The organism is Zymomonas mobilis subsp. pomaceae ATCC 29192, assembly GCF_000218875.1.
Lineage (GTDB): Bacteria > Pseudomonadota > Alphaproteobacteria > Sphingomonadales > Sphingomonadaceae > Zymomonas > Zymomonas pomaceae.
This window is the reverse complement of sequence record NC_015709.1, coordinates 1744130-1768696: the sequence shown is the minus strand read 5'-3', so window position 1 is coordinate 1768696 and position 24567 is coordinate 1744130. Positions and strand designations below refer to the sequence as shown.

17 protein-coding genes are annotated in these 24567 nt (G+C 45.2%); 8 read left to right on the top strand and 9 right to left on the bottom strand.

Features of this window, described 5'->3' with window-relative positions:
- Window positions 1-157: 157 nt before the first annotated feature.
- Complete coding sequence (gene uvrA, locus ZYMOP_RS07870) at window positions 158-2998, top strand: excinuclease ABC subunit UvrA (RefSeq protein WP_013934797.1); 2841 nt, start codon at window positions 158-160, stop codon at window positions 2996-2998.
- 76 nt (window positions 2999-3074) lie between these two features.
- Here uvrA and ZYMOP_RS07865 read toward each other — a convergent pair whose 3' ends face one another.
- The 4 genes from ZYMOP_RS07865 to ZYMOP_RS07850 all read right to left on the bottom strand — a co-directional run bounded on the left by ZYMOP_RS07865 (window position 3075) and on the right by ZYMOP_RS07850 (window position 7759).
- Window positions 3075-3836: an ABC transporter ATP-binding protein gene (locus tag ZYMOP_RS07865; protein WP_013934796.1), complete on the bottom strand. Its 762-nt coding sequence runs from the start codon at window positions 3834-3836 to the stop codon at window positions 3075-3077.
- Between the two features lie 8 nt (window positions 3837-3844).
- Window positions 3845-4678 (bottom strand): MlaE family ABC transporter permease, encoded by an 834-nt coding sequence (locus ZYMOP_RS07860; protein WP_013934795.1) that lies wholly within the window; start codon window positions 4676-4678, stop codon window positions 3845-3847.
- Window positions 4675-5724 carry an alanine racemase gene (alr, locus tag ZYMOP_RS07855; protein ID WP_013934794.1) on the bottom strand — a complete coding sequence of 350 codons (1050 nt, stop codon included), beginning with the start codon at window positions 5722-5724 and terminating at the stop codon, window positions 4675-4677. The genes ZYMOP_RS07860 and alr overlap by 4 nt, the downstream gene beginning before the upstream one ends.
- 100 nt (window positions 5725-5824) lie before the next feature.
- Window positions 5825-7759, bottom strand: a complete 1935-nt coding sequence (locus tag ZYMOP_RS07850) for a M61 family metallopeptidase (protein ID WP_041582181.1) — start codon at window positions 7757-7759, stop codon at window positions 5825-5827.
- A gap of 1236 nt (window positions 7760-8995) precedes the next feature.
- Between ZYMOP_RS07850 and yiaY the strand changes: the two genes are divergently transcribed.
- The 5 genes from yiaY to rnhA all read left to right on the top strand — a co-directional run bounded on the left by yiaY (window position 8996) and on the right by rnhA (window position 16883).
- On the top strand, window positions 8996-10147 hold the full coding sequence (yiaY, locus tag ZYMOP_RS07845; RefSeq protein WP_013934792.1) for an L-threonine dehydrogenase: 1152 nt from the start codon (window positions 8996-8998) through the stop codon (window positions 10145-10147).
- Window positions 10148-10576: 429 nt separating this feature from the next.
- Window positions 10577-12529: a 1-deoxy-D-xylulose-5-phosphate synthase gene (gene dxs / locus ZYMOP_RS07840; RefSeq protein WP_013934791.1), complete on the top strand. Its 1953-nt coding sequence runs from the start codon at window positions 10577-10579 to the stop codon at window positions 12527-12529.
- Between the two features lie 94 nt (window positions 12530-12623).
- The gene (locus ZYMOP_RS07835; protein WP_013934790.1) at window positions 12624-15245 is read left to right on the top strand and encodes an MMPL family transporter; all 2622 of its coding nucleotides are present in this window, start codon (window positions 12624-12626) and stop codon (window positions 15243-15245) included.
- 210 nt (window positions 15246-15455) lie between these two features.
- Entirely contained in the window at window positions 15456-16418 is a 963-nt protein-coding gene (thrB, locus tag ZYMOP_RS07830) for a homoserine kinase (protein ID WP_013934789.1), read from the top strand.
- A gap of 6 nt (window positions 16419-16424) precedes the next feature.
- The gene (rnhA, locus tag ZYMOP_RS07825; protein WP_013934788.1) at window positions 16425-16883 is read left to right on the top strand and encodes a ribonuclease HI; all 459 of its coding nucleotides are present in this window, start codon (window positions 16425-16427) and stop codon (window positions 16881-16883) included.
- A 165-nt stretch (window positions 16884-17048) separates the two neighbouring features.
- Here rnhA and ZYMOP_RS07820 read toward each other — a convergent pair whose 3' ends face one another.
- Window positions 17049-17618, bottom strand: coding sequence for an isochorismatase family protein (locus ZYMOP_RS07820; RefSeq protein WP_013934787.1), 570 nt, complete (start codon window positions 17616-17618; stop codon window positions 17049-17051).
- A 240-nt stretch (window positions 17619-17858) separates the two neighbouring features.
- Between ZYMOP_RS07820 and ZYMOP_RS07815 the strand changes: the two genes are divergently transcribed.
- Window positions 17859-18299, top strand: a complete 441-nt coding sequence (locus ZYMOP_RS07815) for a protein tyrosine phosphatase family protein (protein WP_013934786.1) — start codon at window positions 17859-17861, stop codon at window positions 18297-18299.
- An 84-nt stretch (window positions 18300-18383) separates the two neighbouring features.
- Here ZYMOP_RS07815 and ZYMOP_RS07810 read toward each other — a convergent pair whose 3' ends face one another.
- The 4 genes from ZYMOP_RS07810 to ZYMOP_RS07795 all read right to left on the bottom strand — a co-directional run bounded on the left by ZYMOP_RS07810 (window position 18384) and on the right by ZYMOP_RS07795 (window position 23477).
- The gene (locus ZYMOP_RS07810) at window positions 18384-19664 is read right to left on the bottom strand and encodes an alkaline phosphatase family protein (RefSeq protein WP_013934785.1); all 1281 of its coding nucleotides are present in this window, start codon (window positions 19662-19664) and stop codon (window positions 18384-18386) included.
- A gap of 31 nt (window positions 19665-19695) precedes the next feature.
- On the bottom strand, window positions 19696-21078 hold the full coding sequence (locus ZYMOP_RS07805) for a pyruvate dehydrogenase complex E1 component subunit beta (RefSeq protein ID WP_013934784.1): 1383 nt from the start codon (window positions 21076-21078) through the stop codon (window positions 19696-19698).
- A gap of 1 nt (window position 21079) precedes the next feature.
- Entirely contained in the window at window positions 21080-22144 is a 1065-nt protein-coding gene (pdhA, locus tag ZYMOP_RS07800) for a pyruvate dehydrogenase (acetyl-transferring) E1 component subunit alpha (RefSeq protein ID WP_013934783.1), read from the bottom strand.
- Between the two features lie 421 nt (window positions 22145-22565).
- Entirely contained in the window at window positions 22566-23477 is a 912-nt protein-coding gene (locus ZYMOP_RS07795) for a LysR substrate-binding domain-containing protein (RefSeq protein ID WP_013934782.1), read from the bottom strand.
- Window positions 23478-23635: 158 nt separating this feature from the next.
- On the opposite strand from ZYMOP_RS07795, the gene ZYMOP_RS07790 reads away from it, so the two are divergent.
- Window positions 23636-24502 carry a pirin family protein gene (locus ZYMOP_RS07790; RefSeq protein ID WP_013934781.1) on the top strand — a complete coding sequence of 289 codons (867 nt, stop codon included), beginning with the start codon at window positions 23636-23638 and terminating at the stop codon, window positions 24500-24502.
- Window positions 24503-24567: the final 65 nt, after the last annotated feature.

Sequence of the window (24567 nt, the reverse complement as noted above, 5' to 3'; positions counted from 1 at the left end):
AATTTCACTCTGGATTTATCTCTTCTCTATAGCTTCTGTTGAATAAAGAATGCCTCTTGTAGAACAAAGGGTGAATATCCATTTCTTCTTTTCCCATGCCTGATTTATACCGGTATTACCGGACAGGATTCCTTAAACCATAGGATCATTGCCCGTCATGCTCTCTACTATTTCTATTCGTGGCGCCCGCGAACATAACCTCAAAAATATCTCGATTGATATTCCACGGAATAAACTAGTAGTCATGACAGGTCTTTCAGGATCTGGGAAATCTAGTTTAGCCTTTGATACGATTTATGCTGAAGGGCAGCGGCGTTATGTAGAATCGCTGTCCGCTTATGCTCGCCAGTTTCTGGAAATGATGCAAAAGCCTGATGTCGATCACATCGAAGGCTTATCCCCTGCCATTTCTATTGAACAAAAAACGACCAGCAAAAATCCGCGTTCTACAGTCGCAACCGTCACTGAAATTTATGATTATATGCGCTTGTTATGGGCGCGAGTTGGGATTCCCCATTCCCCCACCACAGGATTACCGATCACCGCCCAAACCGTCAGTCAGATGGTTGATCGTGTAATGGCTTTACCCGAAGGAAGCCGGTTGCATTTGCTGGCCCCCGTTATTCGAGGACGGAAAGGAGAATACCGTAAAGAAATTGCCGAATGGCAAAAATCCGGTTTTACGCGGCTTCGCATTGATGGTGAATATTATCTGATCGAAGAGACTCCAAAACTTGATAAGAAGCGCAAGCACAGCCTAGACGTCGTTGTTGATCGTTTAGTTATACGGGAAGGCCTTGAAACGCGCTTGGCTCAATCTTTAGAAACGGCTTTAAAACTAGCAGACGGTATTGCTGTTATTGAACCGGCGGACGGGGGTGGTTTTGAAGCTTTGTTATTTTCAGAGCATTTTTCTTGCCCCGTTTCCGGCTTTACAATCCCCGAGATAGAACCACGCCTCTTTTCTTTTAATTCCCCGCAAGGCGCTTGTCCGGCTTGTGACGGTTTAGGTGAAAAACCTTATTTTGATGTGCGGTTGATCGTTCCAAATGAATCCTTGTCTCTCAAAAAAGGCGCAATTATGCCTTGGGCAAGAAGCACACCGCCCAGCCCTTATTACATGGAAATCTTAGCCAGCTTAGCTCGGCATTATAATTTCTCGCTGGATACACCTTGGAAAAATCTGCCCGAGAAAGTGCAAAATATCATCCTTTACGGCAGTGAAGGTGAAGCTGTTAAATTGCGTTTTATGGAAGGCACACAGCTTTATGAAATTAATAAGCCGTTTGATGGGGTTATTCGTCATTTAGAAAAACGGATTGCCTCAACCGACAGTGAAAGCGTGCGCGAGGATATCAGCCGTTATCAATCAGCGGCCCCTTGTGAAGTCTGTCATGGGGCAAGGTTGCGTCCCGAAGCCCTCGCGGTGCTGATTGATCGGCATAATATTTATGACGTCACTCGATTGACGGTCAAACCGGCGTTAGATTTTTTCCGGCAATTACCCGAAAAGTTAACCGCTTCCCAAAACCAAATTGCAGAACGCATTTTAAAAGAAATTATTGAGCGGTTAGGATTTTTAGATAACGTCGGGCTCGATTATCTAAGTCTTGATCGTGCTTCTGGCACTTTATCTGGCGGAGAAAGCCAGCGTATTCGTCTGGCGAGCCAGATCGGTTCCGGCCTTTCGGGTGTGCTGTATGTCTTAGATGAACCTTCAATCGGGTTACATCAACGCGATAATGACCGCTTGCTGGAAACCTTAAAAAGACTACGCGATCTCGGAAACTCGGTTGTAGTGGTCGAACATGACGAAGATGCGATCCGTCTGGCGGACTATGTGGTTGATATGGGGCCGGGTGCCGGTGAACATGGTGGGGATATTATTGCCGCCGGAACGCCACAAGATATTATCGAGTGTAAACGCAGTCTAACAGGGGCTTATTTATCAGGTCGGCGCGAAATCGCCGTACCGGAAAAACGGCGTAAGGGTAATGGGCATAAATTGACCATTAAGGGTGCAACTGCCAATAACCTTCAGAATGTGACTGCCGCTATTCCTCTGGGAACCTTTACCTGCATTACAGGGGTTTCTGGATCAGGAAAATCCAGTCTGACGTTGGATACACTCTATACCGCGGCGGCGCGTGAATTGAACGGCGCCCGGTTAGTTAGCGGCCCTTACAAAGGAATCACAGGGTTAGATCAGCTCGATAAGGTTATTGATATTGATCAATCCCCAATCGGGCGCACGCCCCGCTCTAATCCGGCGACCTATACGGGTGCGTTTACATCTATTCGGGAATGGTTTGCCCATCTGCCCGAAGCGCAGGCACGCGGTTATAAGCCGGGTCGCTTTAGCTTTAATGTTAAAGGCGGGCGGTGCGAGGCCTGCCAAGGGGATGGTGTCAAGAAAATCGAAATGCATTTTCTGCCAGATGTCTATGTTACTTGTGATGTGTGCCATGGCGCGCGCTATAACCGCGAAACCCAAGAGATTAAATTTAAAGGCAAATCTATTGCGGATGTGCTTGACATGACAGTAGATCAGGCGGTCGAATTCTTTGATGCAGTGCCTGCTATCCGTGACAAAATGGCGATGTTAGCACGGGTGGGACTTGGTTATATTAAAGTAGGGCAGCAAGCGACAACCCTTTCAGGGGGGGAAGCCCAGCGCGTAAAACTAGCCAAAGAATTATCGAAACGCGCGACCGGACGCACGCTTTATATTCTAGATGAACCGACCACAGGTCTTCATTTTGAAGATGTCCGAAAATTACTGGAAGTGCTGAATGCCTTGGTCGACCAAGGCAATAGTGTTGTCGTAATTGAGCATAATTTAGATGTCATCAAGACCGCCGATTGGTTGATCGACCTTGGGCCGGAAGGCGGCACCGGCGGGGGTGAAATTGTAGCGGTGGGCACACCTGAAAAAGTAGCCCAAGAATCCCGAAGCTATACCGGACGATATTTAAAACGCATGCTAGTAAAAGCCTAACCGCAAAAGGCTTGTCCTTAATGTAAGGTATTTTCAAAATAGCTTTAAGGGCAAGCCTATGACGTTTTTAAGGGGTTTAGTGTAAAGGCCCTTCGGCTTTACGATCAAAAAACTGACGGACATAGGGATTACTCGTTGTCCGTAAATCTTGTGTTGTCCCCATCCAGATTATACGCCCTTCATGTAAGAACGCCACTTTATCAGCAATTTTACAAACTGATGCCATATCATGGGTAATCGTAACGGCAGTCATACCATTTTCTTTTACCAGGCTGAGGGTAAGATCATCAATCACATCAGATCGGATCGGATCAAGGCCTGAAGTCGGCTCATCAAAAAGCAAAATTTCTGGCTTGGAAGCTATAGCCCGCGCAATAGCAACCCGTTTTTGCATTCCCCCCGATAATTCACCAGAACGCAAGTTCAAAATTCGATCATCCAGCCCCACGCGTTCTAGATAGCTGGCGGCCAATTTTTGCATTTTGGCCGTTTCTCGCCAATGCCCGCGTGTAATAGCAAAAGTAATATTGCGCCAGACAGGTAAGGAATCAAATAATGCACCCCCTTGAAAGAGCATCCCAATCCGCGACCGCATTTCGGAAAGCTGACGCGGGGACATATTTTGAATTTCTTGCCCAGCAATCTCGATCGAACCACTGTCAGGGGTAAGCAAGCCCAATATATTTTTGAGCATTACGGATTTTCCGCTGCCTGACTGGCCGATAATGGCAACGGACTGACGAGCTTCTACGTCAAGATCTATCCCTCGCAACACTGCATGATCACCAAAAGCTTTCTTCAGTCCACGAATTCGGATCAGGGGATGTGCGTTATCCATAAAAATTATTATCCGAAAAAGAACAGGGTAATCATAAGGTTAGAAAACAGGATCATAATAAAGGCACTGACCACAGCTCTTGTCGTCGCCCGTCCAACCCCGACAGCACCACCACGCGCAAAAAAGCCGTTATAGCATCCCAGTAAGGCCATTAAAAAACCGAATACGGCGGCTTTGACCAACGCCATATGAATATCTTCGGCTTTTAGAAAATTACGGGTTACCTTCAGATAATTTTCAGGATTGAATCCCAATTTGCCGATAGACAACAAATAGCCGCCAAAAATACCAATGATATTCGCCAACATCACTAAAAAAGGAAGCGCAATAACAGCAGCATATAAGCGAGGGGCTAACAGATAACGATAAGGATCGGTGTGAAGCGTTTCCATCGCGTCAATCTGTTCAGTAACACGCATGGCCCCTATTTCTGCGGCTATGGCAGAGGTCACCCGACCTACTACCATTAAACCTACCAATACAGGGCCTAATTCCCGAACCATACCAATGACGACTGCCGCCGGAACGGTGGATTGGGCAGAAAAACGGCTAGCGGCAGAATAAACCTGTTGTGCCAAGGCTGATCCGGTAAAAACAGCGGTTAGAGCGACAACAGGTAAAGAATTCCAACCGATCTCAAAAAATTCGCTTAAAAAACGGCCCGGATAATAGGGCGGCAATAATCCCCGTAAAATGATGGTGATAGCAAAGTAGGTTACCCGCCCAACAGTTGCTAAAAGACCGATAAAAAATCGTCCAATGGCGGCAAGGCTTTGAATGGGAAAAAGCAACGCTGTTCTTCTCCTTGAAGGGACGGGTATATTTTCTGTTTCCAGCGTCATGGGTGGTGCCAAATAGATTGATAACGATCACCGAGGCTAGTCAGCAATTCATATTGCGATAGACCAGTTTGTTCAGCGGCCTTTTGTAGGGCAAAATCGACTGAGAACCAGTCCCCTTCTTGTACAGCCAGACCTTCGGGGAGCGCTACAGTAATCATATCCATTGAAATCCGCCCTACAACTGGACAAGGAACCCCCTCTTTTACAGCTTGTCCTTTTTGAAAAAAAGCCCGCCAATAACCATCAGCATAGCCAATATGTAAAATCGCAACGCGCATCTTTTCAGAAGCGGTGAAACAAGCCCCATATCCGATACTGTCGCCTTTTGTTACGTCTTTAACCTGAATAACTTGCGCTGACAAACTGACGACCGGCTTTATGACGCCCTCGGCTTTGGGAGACGGGATACCACCATAAAGCGCAAGACCCGGACGGGCTAAATCAAAATGATAAGCTGAATCTAAAAAAAGACCGGCTGAATTAGCCAGACTATAGCGCTTAGCCTGCTTTTTGGTGAAAAGAATCTGAAACTGGATTAATTGCTTCTGATTAAGCGGGTGATCGGGTTCGTCAGCACAGGCCAGATGGCTAAGCATATTTTCAATTTTCAAACCTTCCAATAGGCCTGAAGCGGCTTGTTCCATGGTCAAACCCAACCGATTCATGCCCGTATCAACCATGACATCGCAGGGACGATCTGCGGCATAGTTTTTCCAACGCTGAATCATAGAAGGGCTACATAAAACAGGACGTGCATTGACAGATAAAGCGTAGCTTAAATCTTCTTCCCGCAGACCATGAAGAACGGATAGAGAAAGTCCAGAGTCCAATGACCCCAGTCTGCGGACTTCATCCCAACTAGAAACGAAAAAATCACGACAACCGGCTTGCGCTAAATATGTTTTAACAGATTGGGCACCCAGACCATATCCGTTGGCCTTAATAGCGGCACCACAAGCACCAGCTGTTATCCGGTTAAGGACATTCCAGTTACCGACTAATGCGGAAATGTCTAAATACAGACGAAGAGAAGAAGAGCCATTCACATCATTTTAATAAGACTGAAAAAGCAGTCAGGCAAGCATCGGAATAACGCTGTTTTGCCTAACTGCCTTTTATTTTAAAATACCGATATTTATGCCGCGATCAGGCTTTAGGCGCTAACAGAGCCTCTAGACTGCTATCGCCTTTACCGATTTTCTCAAGATGAGGATAACGTAAACCTTCATAATAAGGGATAGAAACCTCCCGATAATTGTCATCCTGTTTAACCAGCAATTTGATAGGGGTTTTTGTTGACTTAGCATTTTTAATCGCGGTTTTTAAAAGATCCGCTGAAAAAGCGTGTTCATCTACCGCTACTAATTCACTGCCGACAGTAAGGCCTGCGTTAAAGGCTGGACTATCCCACATCACGCCCGATATTTTACCTTTATCCGAAGCGGTCAGACCCAACGAAAAAGATAAGTCGGTGGCATGACGAGCACTTTCGACCCCCTTTATCCAATCTGTCGCTTCATCCTTATAGACTAATTGATACCCACCCCGTGCGATCCAATCTAAGGGTGCATGAGTAGAACGCTCGTTTAAACGATGATTAAAGAAGGAAGCCCAATCATAGGGCATAATATCATTCAGGGTCTTGACGACATCATCAAAATTATAGGTTAATTGGCCCCAGTCACGATCACGCATACCGAAAAAAGCTTTGGCGAAATCATCAAGAGAATGTTTGCCATGCGTTTGCTGGCGAAGCAGGCTATCAACATCCAACCAAATTAACTGGCCTTCGCTATAGTAATCCTCTGAACGTTGCCAGCTTAACCACGCTTTAGGGCGGCGTTGCGAGATGATCGGATCATTGGTTGTATCTTCTACAGGACGCCAACGTCGACCAGCGCGATTATCATAGGTCGCAGCGACTAACGCCAACGCTTCCAAGGCATCTTTTTGCTGCCATAAGCCAGAGCGCGCGGCAAGAACATAACCCCAGAATTGAGTCTGTCCTTCATAGACCCAAAGCAGACTATCACGCATGGGGGTTCTATAATCTGGTGTCCAAAGATCAGCCGGACGCCGGAATTTACCATTCCAACTGTGATTATATTCATGCGCAAGTAAATCCCGACCAACCGCCGATTTATCCCATTTAGTGAAATAATCCGGTCCTTCCCCATCTTCTGAAGACTGATGATGTTCAAGGCCGATGCCCCCAAGCTTGTCAGACAAAGCCAGTAAAAAATCATAATGGCTATAATGTTGCGCCCCGTAAAGTTTGACCGCTTGGGTTATCAAATTGCGATGAGCCGCTAATTGCTTATCGGTTATCGCCATATCTTCAGGCTTATCCGCAATAAGATTGAGACGCACACCGGGCGCAAGGGTTTCAGTATGGGTGTAACGCCCTGCCATAACAGGGGAATCAATCAAGGTATCCAGATCCGTGGGCTGATATTGGATAATATTAGGCGACTGCCCATCAGGCGTAAGGCCTTTGATTTCCAAAGCGCTCGCGGTCTTCCAGCCCGTCGGATAAGTAACGGTAGCCTGAAACTGTATCTGACGCGTAAAATAACCCGCAGGATAAAGCGCAAGCGTATTCCATTGGAGGTTAGCCATTTCTGGCGTGGACTGAATCCGACCTTGATTTTGAGCCGTCGGGGAAAGATATTGATACTCTGCCGTAATCTGGGTAACGCCTTCAGGAATATTCAAATGGAAAGCATAGACATCCACTGGATCACGCTGCCATGGAATGACCTGATTATGAGCGATAACGACTAAACCCGCTAACATTTCAATCGGGCCTGATGGGCTATGATGCCCCGGCAGCCATTCTGGATAAAGTAAAGTCAAGGGACCCGTCTGGACTGGCAAAGTTTCCGTCACTCGAAAAATACCCCGATGCGTATCTATTGCATCGACATTAAGATTAATGACGCCGAGATAGGGCTTATCAATCGGGGATGGGATAGTGTCTACAATCGCGGTAGGTTGCGGCGCACTATTAGTTGCCGGGGCGGCTTGAACGTGCCCCGCAAGTACCGTTGCTATTGCTAAAAGTGACAGATGATATTTCATAAAAACGGATCCCCCCTGTTGGATCATTGTTTCCAAAACAATACTATTTTTTGAGCGTTTTTGTGTTGTCAAAAAATAGCCTTCCTCAAAAATCGTAATGGGGGATTAGATATAAATCTATGATAAAAGCGCGATATTTGATTAATTATTTGTTTTTATCTGAATGTAGCGATTTATTTTTCAGCATATGAAAAAATAAAGAAAAATTTTTACAAATTTTTTTTTACTATCATGCAAAAAACAAAAAATATAAAATTATTTTTTCGAGACCATAAAAAATTATCATATCAAAAATGGAAACGATAATTTTCTTATTTTTCTATTTTTATTAGAGCGGAATATGCCTATTTCGACAGAGCGGGTGGCGGTAGCACTTCCCCCCCTCCTCCTCAAGCTACCGCTACCCCGCATCTTCCCTTTAATATAAAAGTAATGTTTCAAACTGACCGTTAAACGGTATCAAAATTTAATAACCGTAATGTCAGTTCATTATCTTACCCAATTCTATAGCCTTCAATCTGCCCTAAAATTAAGGATTAAGGGATAATTGTGCCCTTCATTAGAAAAACGGAACCGGTATAAAACCAAAATCTTATGGGATTAATCTTAAGGGCAATATCCTAAAAAAGTCTTGTTGACTTAGAACCGTTATGGAGAAAAAATTTTCTGTAATTTCGCCTTGGTGAGAAAGGTAGAAAACCTTTCTGTTTTAAAACAATCTTTTTGAAAAATTTAATTATAATTAAAAACTTTAAATTATTATAAAAATTAAAATATTATTACAAAGAGAGCGATTTGTAACTTTATCAATAGAAAAGAATTCCCTTCCTATTGTTTAAATAATCTTAATAAAAGAAAACAAACTTTTTCATAATTTGCATAAGTATTGATATAAAAAATGCATATTTATAAATAGCTAACCGCCTTGCCGACAGCCATTAGGACGAGTAGGGAAATGTTGGCTTGTTCAGAGACAGAGTAAGCTTCACTAGAATAGCTTTATGCTGAAAATTTAAAGTGAGCCCTCTTGATCTGATAAAACTGATAGACATATTGCTATTGCGGCTTCCGGTTATTGAAGGAATATAAGATTAATATCTTATATTCCTCAACATCAAAGATCCTTTTTAAGGACCTTAAGAATAGAGCCAAAAGAACGCAAAAGTAATAGAAAGTAGTCGTAAAAATAATATTTTCGCGAACTACTTTAACTAATATGCAGGGTTAAGTGTAGCTATGGCTTCTTCGACTTTTTACATTCCTTTCGTCAACGAAATGGGCGAAGGTTCGCTTGAAAAAGCAATCAAAGATCTTAACGGTAGCGGTTTCAAACACGCTCTTATCGTTTCTGATGCTTTCATGAACAAGTCCGGTGTTGTAAAGCAGGTTGCTGACCTGTTGTCAGCACAGGGTATTGCTTCTTCGGTTTATGATGGCGTTATGCCGAACCCGACTGTTAGCGCAGTTCTGGCCGGTCTCGACATCCTGAAACAGCACAAATCCGACCTCGTCGTATCGCTTGGTGGTGGTTCACCCCATGACTGTGCGAAGGCTATTGCTCTGGTCGCTTCCAATGGCGGCGAAATCAAAGATTACGAAGGTATCGATAAGTCGAAAAAACCTGCGCTGCCTTTGATTTCTATCAATACCACGGCTGGTACGGCTTCTGAAATGACGCGTTTCTGCATCATTACCGATGAAGTCCGTCACGTCAAAATGGCTATTGTTGATCGCCACGTCACCCCGATGGTTTCCGTCAATGATCCGTTATTGATGGTTGGTATGCCAAAAGGCCTGACCGCTGCAACCGGTATGGATGCTCTGACGCATGCTTTTGAAGCTTATTCTTCAACGGCGGCTACTCCGATCACCGATGCTTGTGCTTTAAAAGCAGCTGAATTGATCTCCAAGAGCCTGCCTGCAGCTTGTGCAAACGGCAAAGACATGGCTGCCCGTGAGGGAATGGCCTATGCTGAATTCTTGGCTGGTATGGCATTCAATAACGCCTCCCTTGGTTATGTGCATGCTATGGCCCATCAGTTGGGCGGTTATTACAATCTGCCGCATGGTGTCTGTAACGCTGTTCTGTTGCCGCATGTTCTGGCTTATAACGCCAAGGTCGTTGCAGGTCGTCTGAAAGACGTTGGTGCGGCTATGGGTCTTGATGTCGCTAAATTAAGCGATGATGAAGGCGCAAAAGTGACCATTCAGGCTGTTCGTGATCTGGCCGCTTCTATTGGTATTCCTGCCAATCTGACCGAACTGGGTGCGAAGAAGGAAGATGTTCCGATTCTCGCCGATCACGCCCTGAAAGACGCTTGTGCTCTGACCAACCCACGTCAGGGTAGTCAGAAAGAAGTTGAAGAACTCTTCTTGAGCGCTTTCTAATTCTTTTTGCAAAACAGATAAATCTTTATCTGATTGCAAGCTTTAAACAGAGGTCTCCCGTTTTAAAACGGGGGACTTTTGTTTTTTAAGCTGATTTTTTTGTAAAAAATTTTGTTACAAACGGCTATTTTTATTCATATGTTTTTAAATGTTATTAAGCTTACCGTCATAAATAACCTGTAAACATAAGCTTTATATAGAATAAGCTAGAAAAAATGCGCTAATACGCAAGGGCTTTCGACTGCCTAAATCAAAAATGAATGATTTCTGGGTTGCTTTATTATTTTTACAATCAAGCCTCGGAAGTGTACAGCAAAGCCGCGTTTGCCTATCCGGCAACAAAAAGATTTTCAGATGAGCCCTACCACCCTAAAACATTCCATGTTTAAAAAAGTGGTGAGCGCGTAATGTAGAGTTTGTTTCAGGCCTATGTTTCCAAACAAAAAAACGCCATTGCTTGATACCATAAAGACGCCTTCAGACTTGCGTCATTTAGAGCGCATGGAGCTGAGGCAATTGGCGGATGAGTTAAGGAAAGAAACAATATCCGCTGTCGGTGTAACGGGTGGACATTTGGGTTCAGGCTTGGGTGTTATCGAACTGACGATAGCGCTGCATTATGTTTTTGATACGCCCAAAGATGCTTTAGTATGGGATGTGGGTCATCAGACATATCCGCATAAGATACTGACAGGGCGTCGGGATCGCATACGCACGCTGAGGCAACGGGACGGGTTATCGGGTTTCACGCAGCGGGCAGAAAGCGAATATGATGCGTTTGGGGCCGCGCATAGTTCGACCTCTATTTCTGCGGCGTTAGGTTTTGCGATGGCCAGCAAGTTATCCCATAAAAAGGATAAAGCGGTTGCGATCATCGGTGATGGTTCGATGACAGCGGGCATGGCGTATGAGGCGATGAATAACGCCAAGGCAGCCGGAGAGCGTCTGATTGTCATTTTGAACGACAATGAGATGTCGATTTCCCCGCCCGTTGGTGCGCTTTCTTCTTATTTAAGCCGTTTGATTTCCTCTCGTCCCTTTATGAACCTGCGGGATATTATGCGAGGGGTGGTGAACCGGATGCCGAAAGGGCTGGCGATAGCCGCCCGTAAAGCGGATGAATACGCGCGGGGTATGGCAACCGGCGGCACCCTGTTTGAAGAGCTAGGTTTTTATTATGTTGGGCCGGTAGATGGTCATAATCTGGATCAGCTTATTCCGGTTCTTGAAAATGTGCGCGATGCCAAGGATGGCCCTATTTTAGTCCATGTCGTGACAAGAAAAGGGCAAGGTTATGCGCCAGCGGAAGCCGCCGAAGATAAATATCATGCGGTGCAACGGTTGGATGTCGTTTCCGGTAAGCAGGCCAAGGCGCCTCCGGGGCCTCCCAGCTATACTTCAGTGTTTGCAGAACGCCTTATCAAAGAAGCCCAAGCAGATGATAAGATTGTAGCTATCACGGCTGCGATGCCAACCGGCACGGGTCTCGATCGCTTCCAACAATATTTCCCCGAACGGATGTTTGATGTCGGTATTGCCGAACAACATGCCGTCACCTTTGCGGCCGGTCTGGCGGCTGCCCATTATAAGCCTTTTTGTTGTTTGTATTCGACCTTCCTGCAACGGGGTTATGATCAGCTGGTGCATGACGTAGCGATCCAGAACCTCCCAGTGCGCTTTGCGGTGGATCGGGCGGGCTTGGTTGGGGCTGATGGCGCGACCCATGCCGGAAGTTTTGATCTCGCCTTTATGGTCAATCTTCCCAATATGGTGGTAATGGCCCCTTCCGATGAAGCCGAACTTTCCAGTATGGTTCATACCATGGCACAATATGACAAAGGCCCCATCTCTGTTCGTTACCCGCGCGGAAACGGTATCGGGGTGACCTTACCGGAAAATCCAGAAACGCTTACCATTGGTAAGGGACGTCTGCTCCGTCGCGGTAAAACGGTCGCCATCTTATCCTTGGGCACCCGTCTTGAAGAATCTTTGAAAGCGGCTGATCGCCTTGATGCACAAGGCCTTTCTACCTCTGTTGCAGATATGCGCTTTGCCAAACCCTTGGATGAAACCCTTACCCGTCATCTCCTGAAAACCCATAAGGTCATCGTTACAGTTGAAGAGGGCGCTCTTGGCGGCTTCGCTACCCAAGTCCTCACTATGGCTTCCGATGAAGGTTTGATGGATGAAGGCCTTAAAATCAGAACCCTGCGGTTACCTGATCGCTTCCAACCTCAGGATAAACCCGAAATCCAATATGCCGAAGCCGGTCTTGATGCCGATGGTATTGTCGCCGCCGTTATCTCTGCATTACATCGCAATGCTAAACCTGTCGAACTCGTTGAGATTACAGCAAAAGTAGCAGAAGATATGACCTTATGAAAAAGGTTACTTTTTTCCTGGATTATCCCGCTATAACTACTGAATTTAAACAGTAGTTCATTATGCGGACTGATATCATGACATCGGATACATCATGCATCGCTTTTTCGTAACGCGTCTGGCGGACATAAGCTGCCGCTTTCCCCGTACTGTTTTAGCGCTTACCCTTCTTGTCACGGTAATGGCGACGGGTTTTGCTGCGACCCATTTTCAAATTACGACGGATACAGCGACGCTGATTTCACCAAAAGTGACGTATCGTGTTAATGAAGACAAATTTGCAGAGGCGTTTCCTTCGGCTGGAGACGCGACCTTAGTCGTTGTAGAAGGTCAGACGCCAGAATTAGCAGAAGCGGGGGCTGCCAAATTAGCCGAACGATTGGCACAGGATAAAAAACATTTTGTGGACGTTTCCCGCCCCGATGGAGGTGATTTTTTTGCCCGTGAAGGGATTCTTTTTGGTAAATTAGAGGATGTGCAAGATACCACTAAGCAGATGATTTCTGCTCAGCCCTTTCTTGGGCCGTTGGCATCCGATCCATCTTTACGGGGTATTGATAATGCGCTGAATACAATGCTGATGGGTATTACGCGCAATATGGCATCGCTTGATCAACTCCAAACTCCCATCCGTTCGATAAATGCGGCCCTTACCGATCAGATGAATGGGAAACCAACATGGTTTTCATGGCAACGCCTGTTTTCTGCCCATAATCCGAGCATGCAGCCGCCCTTAAAACGCTTAATTTTGGCACGTCCCATTTTGAATCTAAGCGCGCTTATGCCCGGCCTTGAGGCGAGTGAAGCCATCCATAAAGCTGCGGCTGATTTACAATTAGATGCCGCCCATGGTGTTAATATCCGTTTAACCGGCGCAGTCCCACTATCCGACGAAGAATTTGCCTCGCTGGCTGATAAAATATGGTTAGTAGCGGGTGCCATGATTGGCGCTATGCTGATTACCCTTTGGTTAGCTGTACGATCACCGGCGATTGTTGCGGCTATTATGATGACGACGATTGCCGGATTAATTGTTACCGCAGCGGTAGGGTTAATAACCGTCGGGCGCTTTAACCTTATATCAGTTGCCTTTATTCCGTTGTTTGTCGGATTAGGGGTCGATTTTGGGATTCAGCTTTCTGTTCGCTTTCTTGCGGAATTGGAAACCGAACCCAATCCCCAGAAAGCCTTAATCAATGCAGCTAATGCGTTAGGTCATTCCCTTTTGTTAGCCGCTGGCGCGGTATGCCTTGGTTTCTTATCTTTTTTACCGACGGCTTATATCGGTATTTCGGAATTAGGTTTAATTGCCGGTGTTGGCATCTTGATCGCATTATTGTTCTCGATCACTATGATGCCCGCTCTTTTAATGTTGTTTCGCCCGAAACCCCCGCGACATCATGTCGGCTGGCGCAATCTGGCCCCCGTCGATCGCTTTTTGGTCAGAGAACGGCGCTGGGTTATTGGTAGTTTTCTGGGATTAACCCTGATTAGTATTATATCCCTGCCCTGGGTTCAGTTTGACTTTAATCCGCTTCATCTCAGAAATCCCAAGGGAGAAGCGATGGCAACCTTACTTTCTTTGATGAAAGACCCCAATCAAACCCCGAATACTATTGATATTGTCGCCCCGGATACCAAAACGGCGGCGGATTGGGTCAGTCGCCTGTCGAAATTACCGGAAGTGGCGCAAGCGGTTACAATTGATAGCTTTGTTCCTCAAGATCAGGCCCCTAAATTAGCGGTTATTTCTGATGCCAGTATAATTTTGGATTCGACTATTAATCCGATTGAAACACTGCCAGCACCTAGCGATGCCGAAGTCACATTATCTTTACGTCAGACAGCAACTTCTTTACGGGAAGCCGCAGGAACGGGTACGGCTGAGGCCGCCACGGATGCGCGCCATTTAGCTGATTCCCTGGATAGATTAGCAGCCAGTTCACCCGATATGCGCCAAGCGGCTAATCAGCTTTTTAGCATGCCTTTGGAGGTCATGCTTAACCAAATGCGGGCGATGTTACAGGCTGAAGCCGTAGATAGAGAGGGCCTGCCACAAAATTTAAAGAATGACTGGATTGCAAAAGATGGTCGCATCCGCATCGAAGTATTTCCATCAGGTGATAGCAACGATAACAAAAATTTAATCCGCTTTGCAAAGGCCGTCCAACAGATTGTTCCCAGCGCCTCGGGTATGCCCATTTCTACCCAAGCCGCTGCCTATACTATCGCAAAAGCCTTTATTCAGGCTGGTATTTTAGCCTTCATCACGGTCTGTTTGCTGCTCTTTCTGGTGCTCCGCAACATTCGTGAAGTGGCCTTTACCTTAGCGCCGATTATTCTTTCTATTTTCCTTACGCTTGCCAGCTGTGTTTTGATTAGGCAGCCAATCAACTTTGCCAATATTATCGCGTTTCCTTTATTATTCGGGGTAGGCGTCGCTTTTCATATCTATTTCGTGATGGCTTGGCGTCATGGAGAAAGAAACCTTTTACAATCCAGCTTGGCCCATGCCGTTTTCTTCTCTGCCATGGCAACCGGAACGGCTTTTGGTAGTCTGTGGTTATCCTCCCATCCAGGGACAGCCAGTATGGGAAAAATCCTTATGCTGTCTTTAGTCTGGACCTTGATTTGTGCACTGATTTTTGAACCTGCCTTATTAGGCAGCAAAGAAAACAAAGCAAAGGAAGCGTCGAAACCTACTGATAAGGCTTAAAAAAATATAATTTTTATCTGATTTGCCCAATTATAGCCTTGCTTATCGGCAAATAGCGTCATCGCCTGTCTTGATAAAAAACAGGCTAGGCGTAACAAGGGTCGGATAAAGGCGGGTATCTAAAAATACCCAATCTGATTTTAGCGGGAAAAAACCAAAATCAAGGTTTTCGGTATTTTATCCCGCCGACAAAGCAGGAATAAAGATTGCATGGCTGTGTATACTTCGGTCAGTAATGATGAAGTCTCTTCATTTTTGGCGCTCTATCCGGAATCTGGCCGGTTACTTTCCGTAAAAGGCATTACGGAGGGTGTAGAAAACAGCAATTATCTGATTACGACAGATCGTCGCGCTTATATTCTGACGCTATATGAAAAACGGGTTAATCCAGAAGAGTTACCTTTTTTCATGGCGCTAACAGATCATTTAGCGGCTGAAAATTTGCCTGTACCCAAAGCATGGCGCAGTCGAGACGGTAAACAGATTCAGACTTTAGCGGGTCGCCCTGCTTGTTTAATCGAATTTTTACAAGGCCGCTGGACGCCTTCGCCTTCGCCTGCCCAGACTCAGGCTACCGGCGAAATGCTGGGCAAAATGCATAACAGTTTGGCGCATTTTAATCTCAATCGTAAAAACAGCCTTGATTTACCGAGCTGGCACGAATTGTTTCACCGCTGTGGTATTGAAGCGCTTAATAGCATTGAGGCGGGAATGGGTGACGAGGTTAAGCAAGAATTGGCCTATCTCGATCAATTCTGGCCGAAAGATCTGCCTCATTCCGTTATCCATGCTGATTTATTTCCAGATAATGTTTTATTTGAAGGTGAAAGACTAAAGGGCGTTATTGATTTCTATTTTGCCTGCACCGAAATTCGGGCGTGGGATTTAGCCATCACCTATAGCGCTTGGTGTTTTGATAGCGATAATCGCTTTTTACCAGAGCATGCTCATGCTTTGATAAAAGGCTATCATCAGACTTTCACCCTTTCAGAAGAAGAACGGGCTGCTTTTCCAGTCTTGTTACGTGGGGCTGCTTTACGGTTTTTGCTGACGCGCGCGTGGGATTGGCTCAATACCCCAAAAGAGGCTTTAGTCGTACCGAAAGATCCTCGTGATTTCTTTAAACGGATGCTTCATTATCGTCAGGCTGATTTAACGGCACTAGGTTTTTGATTTCCAATGTCAGAAATCAACGAAGATCGCCCTTTTGTTATGATCGCAACAGATGGCGCTTGTAAAGGAAACCCCGGCCCGGGTGGCTGGGGGGCGCTATTACGGTGTAAAGGCCATGAAAAAGAGCTTTCAGGCGGTGAAAATCCTACAACCAATAATCGTATGGAATTGCAAGCTGTCATCGAAGCCCTAGCTTGTCTGAAACGGCCTTGTAGGATAGAATTATCCATCGATAGCAAATATGTGATGGATGGCCTGACACGCTGGATTCATGGCTGGCAAAAGAACGGTTGGAAAACTGCGGCCAAAAAGCCAGTCAAAAATGCTGAACTGTGGAAACAATTACTGGAAGCCACAAAAGACCACGAAATCAAATGGAAATGGGTTAAAGGTCACGCTGGTCATCCTGACAATGAACGCGCGGATCAACTTGCCAGCGATGCAGCGATAGCTATGAAAATTTAAAGAAGGCCACTCCTATAGTGGCCTTTAAATTAGCGTCCAGACACTATTATAATTTTGCGTATAAGTGCATTCTAACAAACGCCATATCACCGTTATCTTGTGCTCCTGATAGCTAAGAAAACAACACTTTTCCTCCAGCAATCAGGGCTATAACTCTCAGAAATATCACGCTTGTTTCAGTCTCTTGTCGAGCAAAGCGATTATTTCTGTCGTCTGGCCTGTTTCCCCTAGTCTTGGAAATATCCGCGTAAGACTATTGTTATGCGCCTCTAACGTCATATCTGTCATCGCATCAATCGCTAGGGTAATATTAAAACCTAATTCATAGGCGGAACGCGCTGTGGATTCGACACCAAAACTGGTTGCAACCCCTGCAATCACTACTTGGGTAATCCCATATTTTCTAAGATAAGCTTCCAAATCTGTATGAGTGAAGGCACCCCATGTATATTTAGTCACTCTGTAGTCACTAGGCTGCCCATTGAGCTCGGGCGTTAATTCTGTCCAACCTTCAGGTAATGGATCTTGCTTAAAAGACTGCTCCGTTCGAACGGGCGAAACACCTGCGACATTAACAAGGACAACGGGAAGGTTGTGACGGCGGAAGGCCTCGGCCAAAGCGCGAGAACGCTTAACGACTTCTTCTGTCGGATGCACAGTAGGATAGGAAAGAATGCCTTTTTGAAGATCAATAAGAATAAGCGCTGTTTTAGGATCAAGGGTTGTTACTGTCATATTGTTTTCCTGTAAGGCGAAGGTGATCTGCCCCTTCCCTTTATCGTCGTTTGGATTAGGCCTTATTATAGAGATAATATCCCTTTATAATCTGACCGCTAAGATAGCCAAAAGATTTATGAAAAGGGTCTTAAGTGGCCTTGTTAATTGGCCTTGTCATTTATTGTTATCGTTTTTTTGGTCTCTCGTCGGGACGCTTTCATGGCATGATAGAGAGCATCATAAAAGACAGGAAAAGCTATGGCTCAGTTTAAGCGTTTAAATCATACCATGGCGCTTAGTGCGCAGATAACCGTTACCGATGTAGAAGAAGCTGCCCGTGACGGGTTCCGCCATATCATCAATAATCGCCCTGACGGGGAAGAATCCGGCCAACCAAAAGGCCGAACAATCGAAGCGGCAGCGAAAGCGGCTGGCTTGGGATATACCGCTATTCCGGTGAAACCGGGCGGGCTAGATGAATCTGCCTTGGTCGCGATGACAGAAGCTTTGCAACAAGCAGAAGGGCCGATCCTAGCCTATTGTCGAACGGGTACCCGTTCTGCTTTTTTATGGGCCTTATCGACGGCGGCTTTAGGAGAATCAGAACCGGATGTTATCTTTGCCGAGGCAGCCAATGCAGGATATGATTTAACCCCCATTATGCCGATGGTCGACAATTTGGCAAAAACCCATAAATAAATTATCCAATCAAAAGACAGCCTTTTTTCAGAGGCCGCCCCTTAAAATATTTACCTGAATAGAGTTAGGCATTAAAAAAAATCTTCAGTGAATAAGAAAGCGGGCATCCATGTCCTTAGGAGTGATATTGCTGTCCCCTTTCGCAATTTTCACCCCTAAAACATGGGCTACCAAAGGCTGAACATCAATATTATCCATAGTATCAATAACGGCATGTCTTTTGAAAGCGGGGCCATTAGCTATAAATAAAGCCCCCATTTCTGGGGTCATATTATCGTAACCATGATTACCACGATGAATATGCCCCATAGCATTTTCACTGCCAATAATAGACCAGCCGACATCCGCTATACAAATTACACTCGGCACGCGTGGATTATGCCCATAATGAAGATAAGGCGGAATTTGGTTTTTAGGCCAGCATTGCATGTGATCATGATGACGGAATAAAGCAGAAATATCTTGTCCCGCGGCGGGTTCGATCCCAGCATAAGCGCCACTAGTAATAAGGCGATAACGGCTTGATGGAATAACCTTATTCAAGATAATCGCTCGATCAGAGGCCGTTGCTGCCATACCATGATCGGAAACAATCACTAAATTAGCATTAATATGGCGATGGGTTAATTCTTGTACCAACTGACCAATAGCCTGATCGACTTTAGTCAGATTTTCATTCATTTCTGGTGAGTCTGGGCCATAGACATGGCCTATATGATCAACATTTTCAAAATAGAGTGTAACGAATTGAGGACGATGAGAAGAGGGATAGTCAAGCCAGGAGATAACCTGATCTACTCTTTCTGAAAAAGGTACATGCCCATTAAAACGGCGCCACATTTCAGGTCGGATACCATGAATATCCGCTTCGGAGCCTGGCCAGAACATAGTAGCCGAGACAATACCTTGTTTCTCAGCGGTCACCCATAAAGGTTCGGCTTCATCCCACCATCGATGATCTACGACTGCTTGATGGTCGGACATTTTAAAATGATCATCTGGTTTAATGGCCATATCATCCATTGTATTTCCCACGATGCCATGATGATCGGGATAAAGTCCCGTTACCAAGGTATAATGATTGGGAAAGGTAATAGATGGAAAAGAGGGGTGCATAATTTTGGCATAAGTACCGTTATTCGCTAAGGCTAACAGATGAGGCGTCACCCCTCTTTTGATATAATCAGCACGAAAACCATCAATTGAAATCAGAATAAGCGGTGTTTTGTTTTTAGGATACGAAGAAGCCGCTACGGCCCTGTCGGATAAAAAGGCTGGAACCGACAGGATAAAAAGCAAAAGAATACAAAAAATAGCTGAAATAATAGGATTAAATTGAATTTTCCTGTAATCTTTTGCTGCCATGCTGCAATCCTTATATCCCAAAAACCAACGGTTATTTGCGATAGCAAACCTTATGTACAGCTTTTATGACAGCCTCAGCACTGACCAACGCCATTTTTTCAAGATTAACGGCGTAAGGTGTTGGCGTATCCGCATTGGTAACCCTTAAAACGGGCGCATCAAGGTTATCAAAGCCTTCATCCATGGCAATGGCTGCAATTTCAGAAGAAATAGAACAGGTGGGCCAACCATCTTCCACAGTTACCATCCGATTAGTTTTAGCCAAACTTTTTAGAATGGCTTCTTTATCGAGAGGCCGCAATGTCCGCAAATCGATTACTTCGGCATTAATACCTTCTTGCGCTAATTTTTCAGCCGCTTCCAAGGCAAAAGAAACACCGATAGAATAGCTGACAATTGTGACGTCTTTTCCTTCCCGGATAATACGCGCCTTTCCGATAGGAAGCACAAAATCCTCTATTTCAGGGACATCAAAGCTTTTACCATAAAGTAATTCACATTCTAAAAAGACCACCGGATCTTCTGAACGGATAGCGGCTTTTAACAAGCCTTTGGCATCAATCGCATCATAAGGTGCCAGCACGATAAGCCCGGGAACAGCAGCATACCATGGCCCAAAATTTTGAGTATGCTGTGCCCCCACGCGTGGCGCAGCGCCATTCGGCCCACGAAAAACGATGGGACAGCGTACTTGGCCACCGGACATATAATGCGTTTTAGCCGCCGAATTGATGATATGGTCGATAGCTTGCATCGAAAAATTCATGGTCATAAATTCGATAATAGGACGCAAGCCTTCCATTGCGGCCCCGACACCAATACCGGTAAAACCATATTCCGAAATAGGCGTATCAACCACGCGTCTAGGGCCGAATTCATCAAGCAAGCCCTGTGTTACCTTATAAGCGCCTTGGTATTCTGCGACTTCTTCACCCATGACAAAAACGCGATCATCGCGCCGCATTTCCTCAGCCATGGCGTCACGTAGTGCTTCTCGAAGCGTCTGTTGAAAAAATTGAGTACCTTCAGGTATTTCCGCACCTACTGTGCGTTGTTTTTCAACTTGTTCAGAAGGAAGCGTGACCGTTTTATCTATCGCCACAGATGTAGTTTCCGACACTGTATCAGAAGCCAAAGACGGTTTATCAGAAGCAGATATATGAACATCTTGGGCATCTTGCCCTAAATAAGCGATAGGCGTACCGACTTTTACATCTGTGCTCCCTTCTGGGACCAAAATTTTAGTGAGGATGCCTTCATCCACAGCCTCAAATTCCATAATGGCCTTGTCTGTTTCAATTTCAGCAAGGATATCACCTGCTTTAATAGCGTCCCCTTCTTTAACCAGCCATTTGGTAAGCGTTCCCTCTTCCATAGTGGGGGACAGAGCAGGCATCTTAAGCTCTATGGCCATATCAGTATTTCCCTACCAAAATATCGGTATATAATTCTTCAGGCTCCGGTAACGGTGCCTTTTCTGCAAATTCAGCTGCGTCTTTAACCTGTTGACGGATGTCATCATCAATTTGGGTCAGCGTATTTTCTTCCACACCCGCCTTAAGGAGGTCTTTTTTCAAGGCCTCTATCGGGTCATGATAGTCTTTCATTTCATTCACTTCTTCACGGCTGCGATAACGCGCCGGATCAGACATTGAATGGCCCCGATACCGATAGGTTTTCATTTCAACAATAATGGGGCCTTTTCCAGATTGTACCCAGTTAACAGCAACCTCTGAGGCACCCCGTACGTCCAGCACATCCATGCCATCAACGACAAGGGCCGGAATACCAAAACCCTGTCCCCGTTCCGATAAAGCCGTGTGGGCATTAGCGCGTTGGATACTGGTTCCCATAGCATAGCCATTATTTTCAATGACAAAGATAACCGGCAATTTCCACAAGGCCGCCATATTAAAAGCTTCGTAAACCTGCCCTTGATTAGCTGAACCGTCACCAAAATAGGCGGCGGCGCATCCCCCATCATCGCGGTATTTATGAGCAAAGGCCAAACCTGCCCCTAAGGGAACCTGTGCCCCGACAATACCATTTCCACCAAAAAATTTATGTTCTGTGGAAAACATGTGCATGGAGCCCCCCTTACCATGCGAGATGCCGGCAGCACGGCCAGTTAATTCTGCCATGACAATTTTGGGATCAATGCCATAAGCCAGCATATGGCCATGTTCACGATAGCCTGTAATAACACTATCTCGACCGGGCTTTAAGGCTGCCTGTAAACCCACAGCAACCGCCTCTTGCCCAATATATAGATGACAAAAACCAGCAATGAGACCAAGGCCATATAGCTGTCCACAACGCTCTTCAAAGCGACGGATAAGGAGCATTCGCCGGTAAAATTCGAGCATCTCCTCACGGTCAGCCTGATAGCGACCGGGAATCGGTGGCAGATCATGATTGGGAATAGTGGGTACCGCATCGTTTTTTGGATGCTTACCAGAATCCTGAGTTGCTCTGGCCATGAAGTGAGGCCTCCTGTCAAAAAAGACTAAAAGCTCTGACGGACAGGATAAAGCAGTATTTGGGTCTTACCCCTGCCCTGACAGCGCGGGTTCTATGAAAAGTGGGTTTTGGGCTTAGCCAATATCAGCCCTTCTGTCTCTTATAATCTATAAATCATAGCCTGCTTTTATAAGAAAGGAATTTTCTATAGAAGTTTTGAAGATTTGATAGCAGCCGAAATTCTTCTCTTAATAATTTTTAAGGTAATAGAATATCTTGGTGACAACAAGCGATCTGACTATCCTTTATGCAGATAAATTATTTTTACGATAAACTATTCCTATTATTATACTGAATTGAAACGATCAGCCTATCTTTAAGATAACAGAAATAAAAAAGATAAAGCCCGATGGGATAACCTTAAAAAGAAAAATGACTAATTTACTCGTCATTCAAATTTTTAAAATGTTCAATCAACATATTAAGCAACGCCCGAACAGAAGGTAATAAACCGCGCCGCGTAGGATAGACGACATGAATAATTTCGGGCTTTAATGACCAGTTTGGAAGTAATTCTATCAATTGTCCTCGTTCCAAAGCCTGACGAACTATCATAAAAGGCAAATGAACCACACCCAGACCCGCTATAGCGGCTTCTTGTAAAGCAAACATATCAGTTGTGACGAAGCGGGGCTCATAGTTGATGGTAACAATTTCATCGCTGGGACCAAATAACTGCCAGCTATAACTTTTAAGGAGCGTGGCATTCGCAAAAGCAGGCCAATGACTAAGATCTTCTGGCTTTTCTAAGGGGGCATATTGCCTAATCAAATTAGGACTAGCCACGAGTATCTGTTTTCGGCTTGTTAACTGACGCATGGTCAAGTCGCTATCTTCAAAAGGCAGGGGACGAACACGGATAGCAAGGTCGATAGCATCGCTGATAGGATTTACAGAACGATTCGTAGCTTCCATTTGTAGTTTTACTTTAGGATAACGCGCCAAAAATGCCGCTAATATCGGACTAAGCGTTGCGTGAAGCAGGGCAATAGGACAAGAAAGCCGCACTAAACCGCAAGGTTCTTGATGCGTTTCTTCAATAGCTTTTTCAGCATTTTCGGCTTCAAAAATAACCGTTTGACAATGATCAAAATAAATTCTTCCAATCTCCGTTACCGAAAAATGACGGGTGGAGCGTTGTAATAATCGGACGCCGAGGCGGTTTTCAAGCTCGGTTATTCTTCGGCTTAGTTTTGATTTGGGAATACCTGTTGCACGGCTGGCCTGTGTAAATCCGCCATGTTCGACCACCTGAACATAGTAATAAATATCGTTTAAATTATACATTGCCATAACGGACTATTTTCATAATCAATTTATAAAAGGCAACAAAAAGACTGCGTGTATTGTTCTTATAATAGAACAGTGAAGTCAAAAAAGACGGCTACTGAAACAATAAGCTTTTATTACCTTCTCTGTCATAAGCATCAAAGCGCTGAAAAGGCCTTGTTATGAAAAAGCTTTTAAATTTTACGAGCAAAACGGATAGTCATTGGGTCGGGGATGGTTTTCCCGTACAGACATTATTTTCCTATCGTGATCATAATGCTCAGTTTAGTCCTTTTTTATTGCTGGATTTTGCGGGGCCTGTGGATTTTGAACCAAGTCAGCATCAAAGAGGTGTTGGCCAACATCCCCATCGGGGTTTTGAAACCGTTACTATTGTCTATGAAGGAGAAGTCGCTCATCGCGATTCAAGTGGCAAAGGCGGGGTTATCGGGGTCGGCGATGTTCAATGGATGACTGCGGGTTCTGGTATTTTACACGAAGAATTTCATTCTGAGGCTTTCACAAAAAAAGGGGGTCGGCTTCAGATGATTCAACTGTGGGTAAATCTACCTGCTAAAGATAAAATGACATCCCCTCATTATCAGGCGATTGTGAAGGAAAAAATACCCACAGTATCTTTGCCAGAAAACAGCGGCGCATTAAGAATTATCGCAGGTGATTATGAGGGACAGAAGGGGGCAGCCAAAACGTTCACCCCGATGGATGTTTGGGACGTCCATATTCATCAAGGGAAAACCGTTAAACTACCGCTAAAAGAAGGGCGGACAACACATTTAATCGCTGTAAAGGGGCTGCTGCGAGTAAATAGCGAAACTACCTTACGACAAGCGGATGTTGTCACAGCGAGCGCAGAAGGCGATAGTCTCAGCATAACTGCCGAAGAAGAGAGCACCTTCTTGTTATTAAGTGGTGAGCCTATCAAAGAAGAGGTCGTTGGCTATGGCCCCTTTGTAATGAACAGCCAAGAAGAAATAAAGCAAGCTGTCCGTGATTTTAACAGCGGACATTTCGGAGAAATAAAGAACTAAATCTGCTAAAAACAAAATGGACAGAATATTTTCTAATCAAAATAGATTCCGCCCATAGAACAGAA

Bases quoted from the DNA above. Each gene is read 5' to 3' on its own strand.
- uvrA (WP_013934797.1), top strand. From the start codon at position 158: ATGCTCTCTACTATTTCTATTCGTGGCGCCCGCGAACATAACCTCAAA.
- ZYMOP_RS07865 (WP_013934796.1), bottom strand. From the start codon at position 3,836: ATGGATAACGCACATCCCCTGATCCGAATTCGTGGACTGAAGAAAGCT.
- ZYMOP_RS07860 (WP_013934795.1), bottom strand. From the start codon at position 4,678: ATGACGCTGGAAACAGAAAATATACCCGTCCCTTCAAGGAGAAGAACA.
- ZYMOP_RS07850 (WP_041582181.1), bottom strand. From the start codon at position 7,759: ATGAAATATCATCTGTCACTTTTAGCAATAGCAACGGTACTTGCGGGG.
- yiaY (WP_013934792.1), top strand. From the start codon at position 8,996: ATGGCTTCTTCGACTTTTTACATTCCTTTCGTCAACGAAATGGGCGAA.
- dxs (WP_013934791.1), top strand. From the start codon at position 10,577: ATGTTTCCAAACAAAAAAACGCCATTGCTTGATACCATAAAGACGCCT.
- ZYMOP_RS07835 (WP_013934790.1), top strand. From the start codon at position 12,624: ATGCATCGCTTTTTCGTAACGCGTCTGGCGGACATAAGCTGCCGCTTT.
- thrB (WP_013934789.1), top strand. From the start codon at position 15,456: ATGGCTGTGTATACTTCGGTCAGTAATGATGAAGTCTCTTCATTTTTG.
- rnhA (WP_013934788.1), top strand. From the start codon at position 16,425: ATGTCAGAAATCAACGAAGATCGCCCTTTTGTTATGATCGCAACAGAT.
- ZYMOP_RS07820 (WP_013934787.1), bottom strand. From the start codon at position 17,618: ATGACAGTAACAACCCTTGATCCTAAAACAGCGCTTATTCTTATTGAT.
- ZYMOP_RS07815 (WP_013934786.1), top strand. From the start codon at position 17,859: ATGGCTCAGTTTAAGCGTTTAAATCATACCATGGCGCTTAGTGCGCAG.
- ZYMOP_RS07810 (WP_013934785.1), bottom strand. From the start codon at position 19,664: ATGGCAGCAAAAGATTACAGGAAAATTCAATTTAATCCTATTATTTCA.
- ZYMOP_RS07805 (WP_013934784.1), bottom strand. From the start codon at position 21,078: ATGGCCATAGAGCTTAAGATGCCTGCTCTGTCCCCCACTATGGAAGAG.
- pdhA (WP_013934783.1), bottom strand. From the start codon at position 22,144: ATGGCCAGAGCAACTCAGGATTCTGGTAAGCATCCAAAAAACGATGCG.
- ZYMOP_RS07795 (WP_013934782.1), bottom strand. From the start codon at position 23,477: ATGGCAATGTATAATTTAAACGATATTTATTACTATGTTCAGGTGGTC.
- ZYMOP_RS07790 (WP_013934781.1), top strand. From the start codon at position 23,636: ATGAAAAAGCTTTTAAATTTTACGAGCAAAACGGATAGTCATTGGGTC.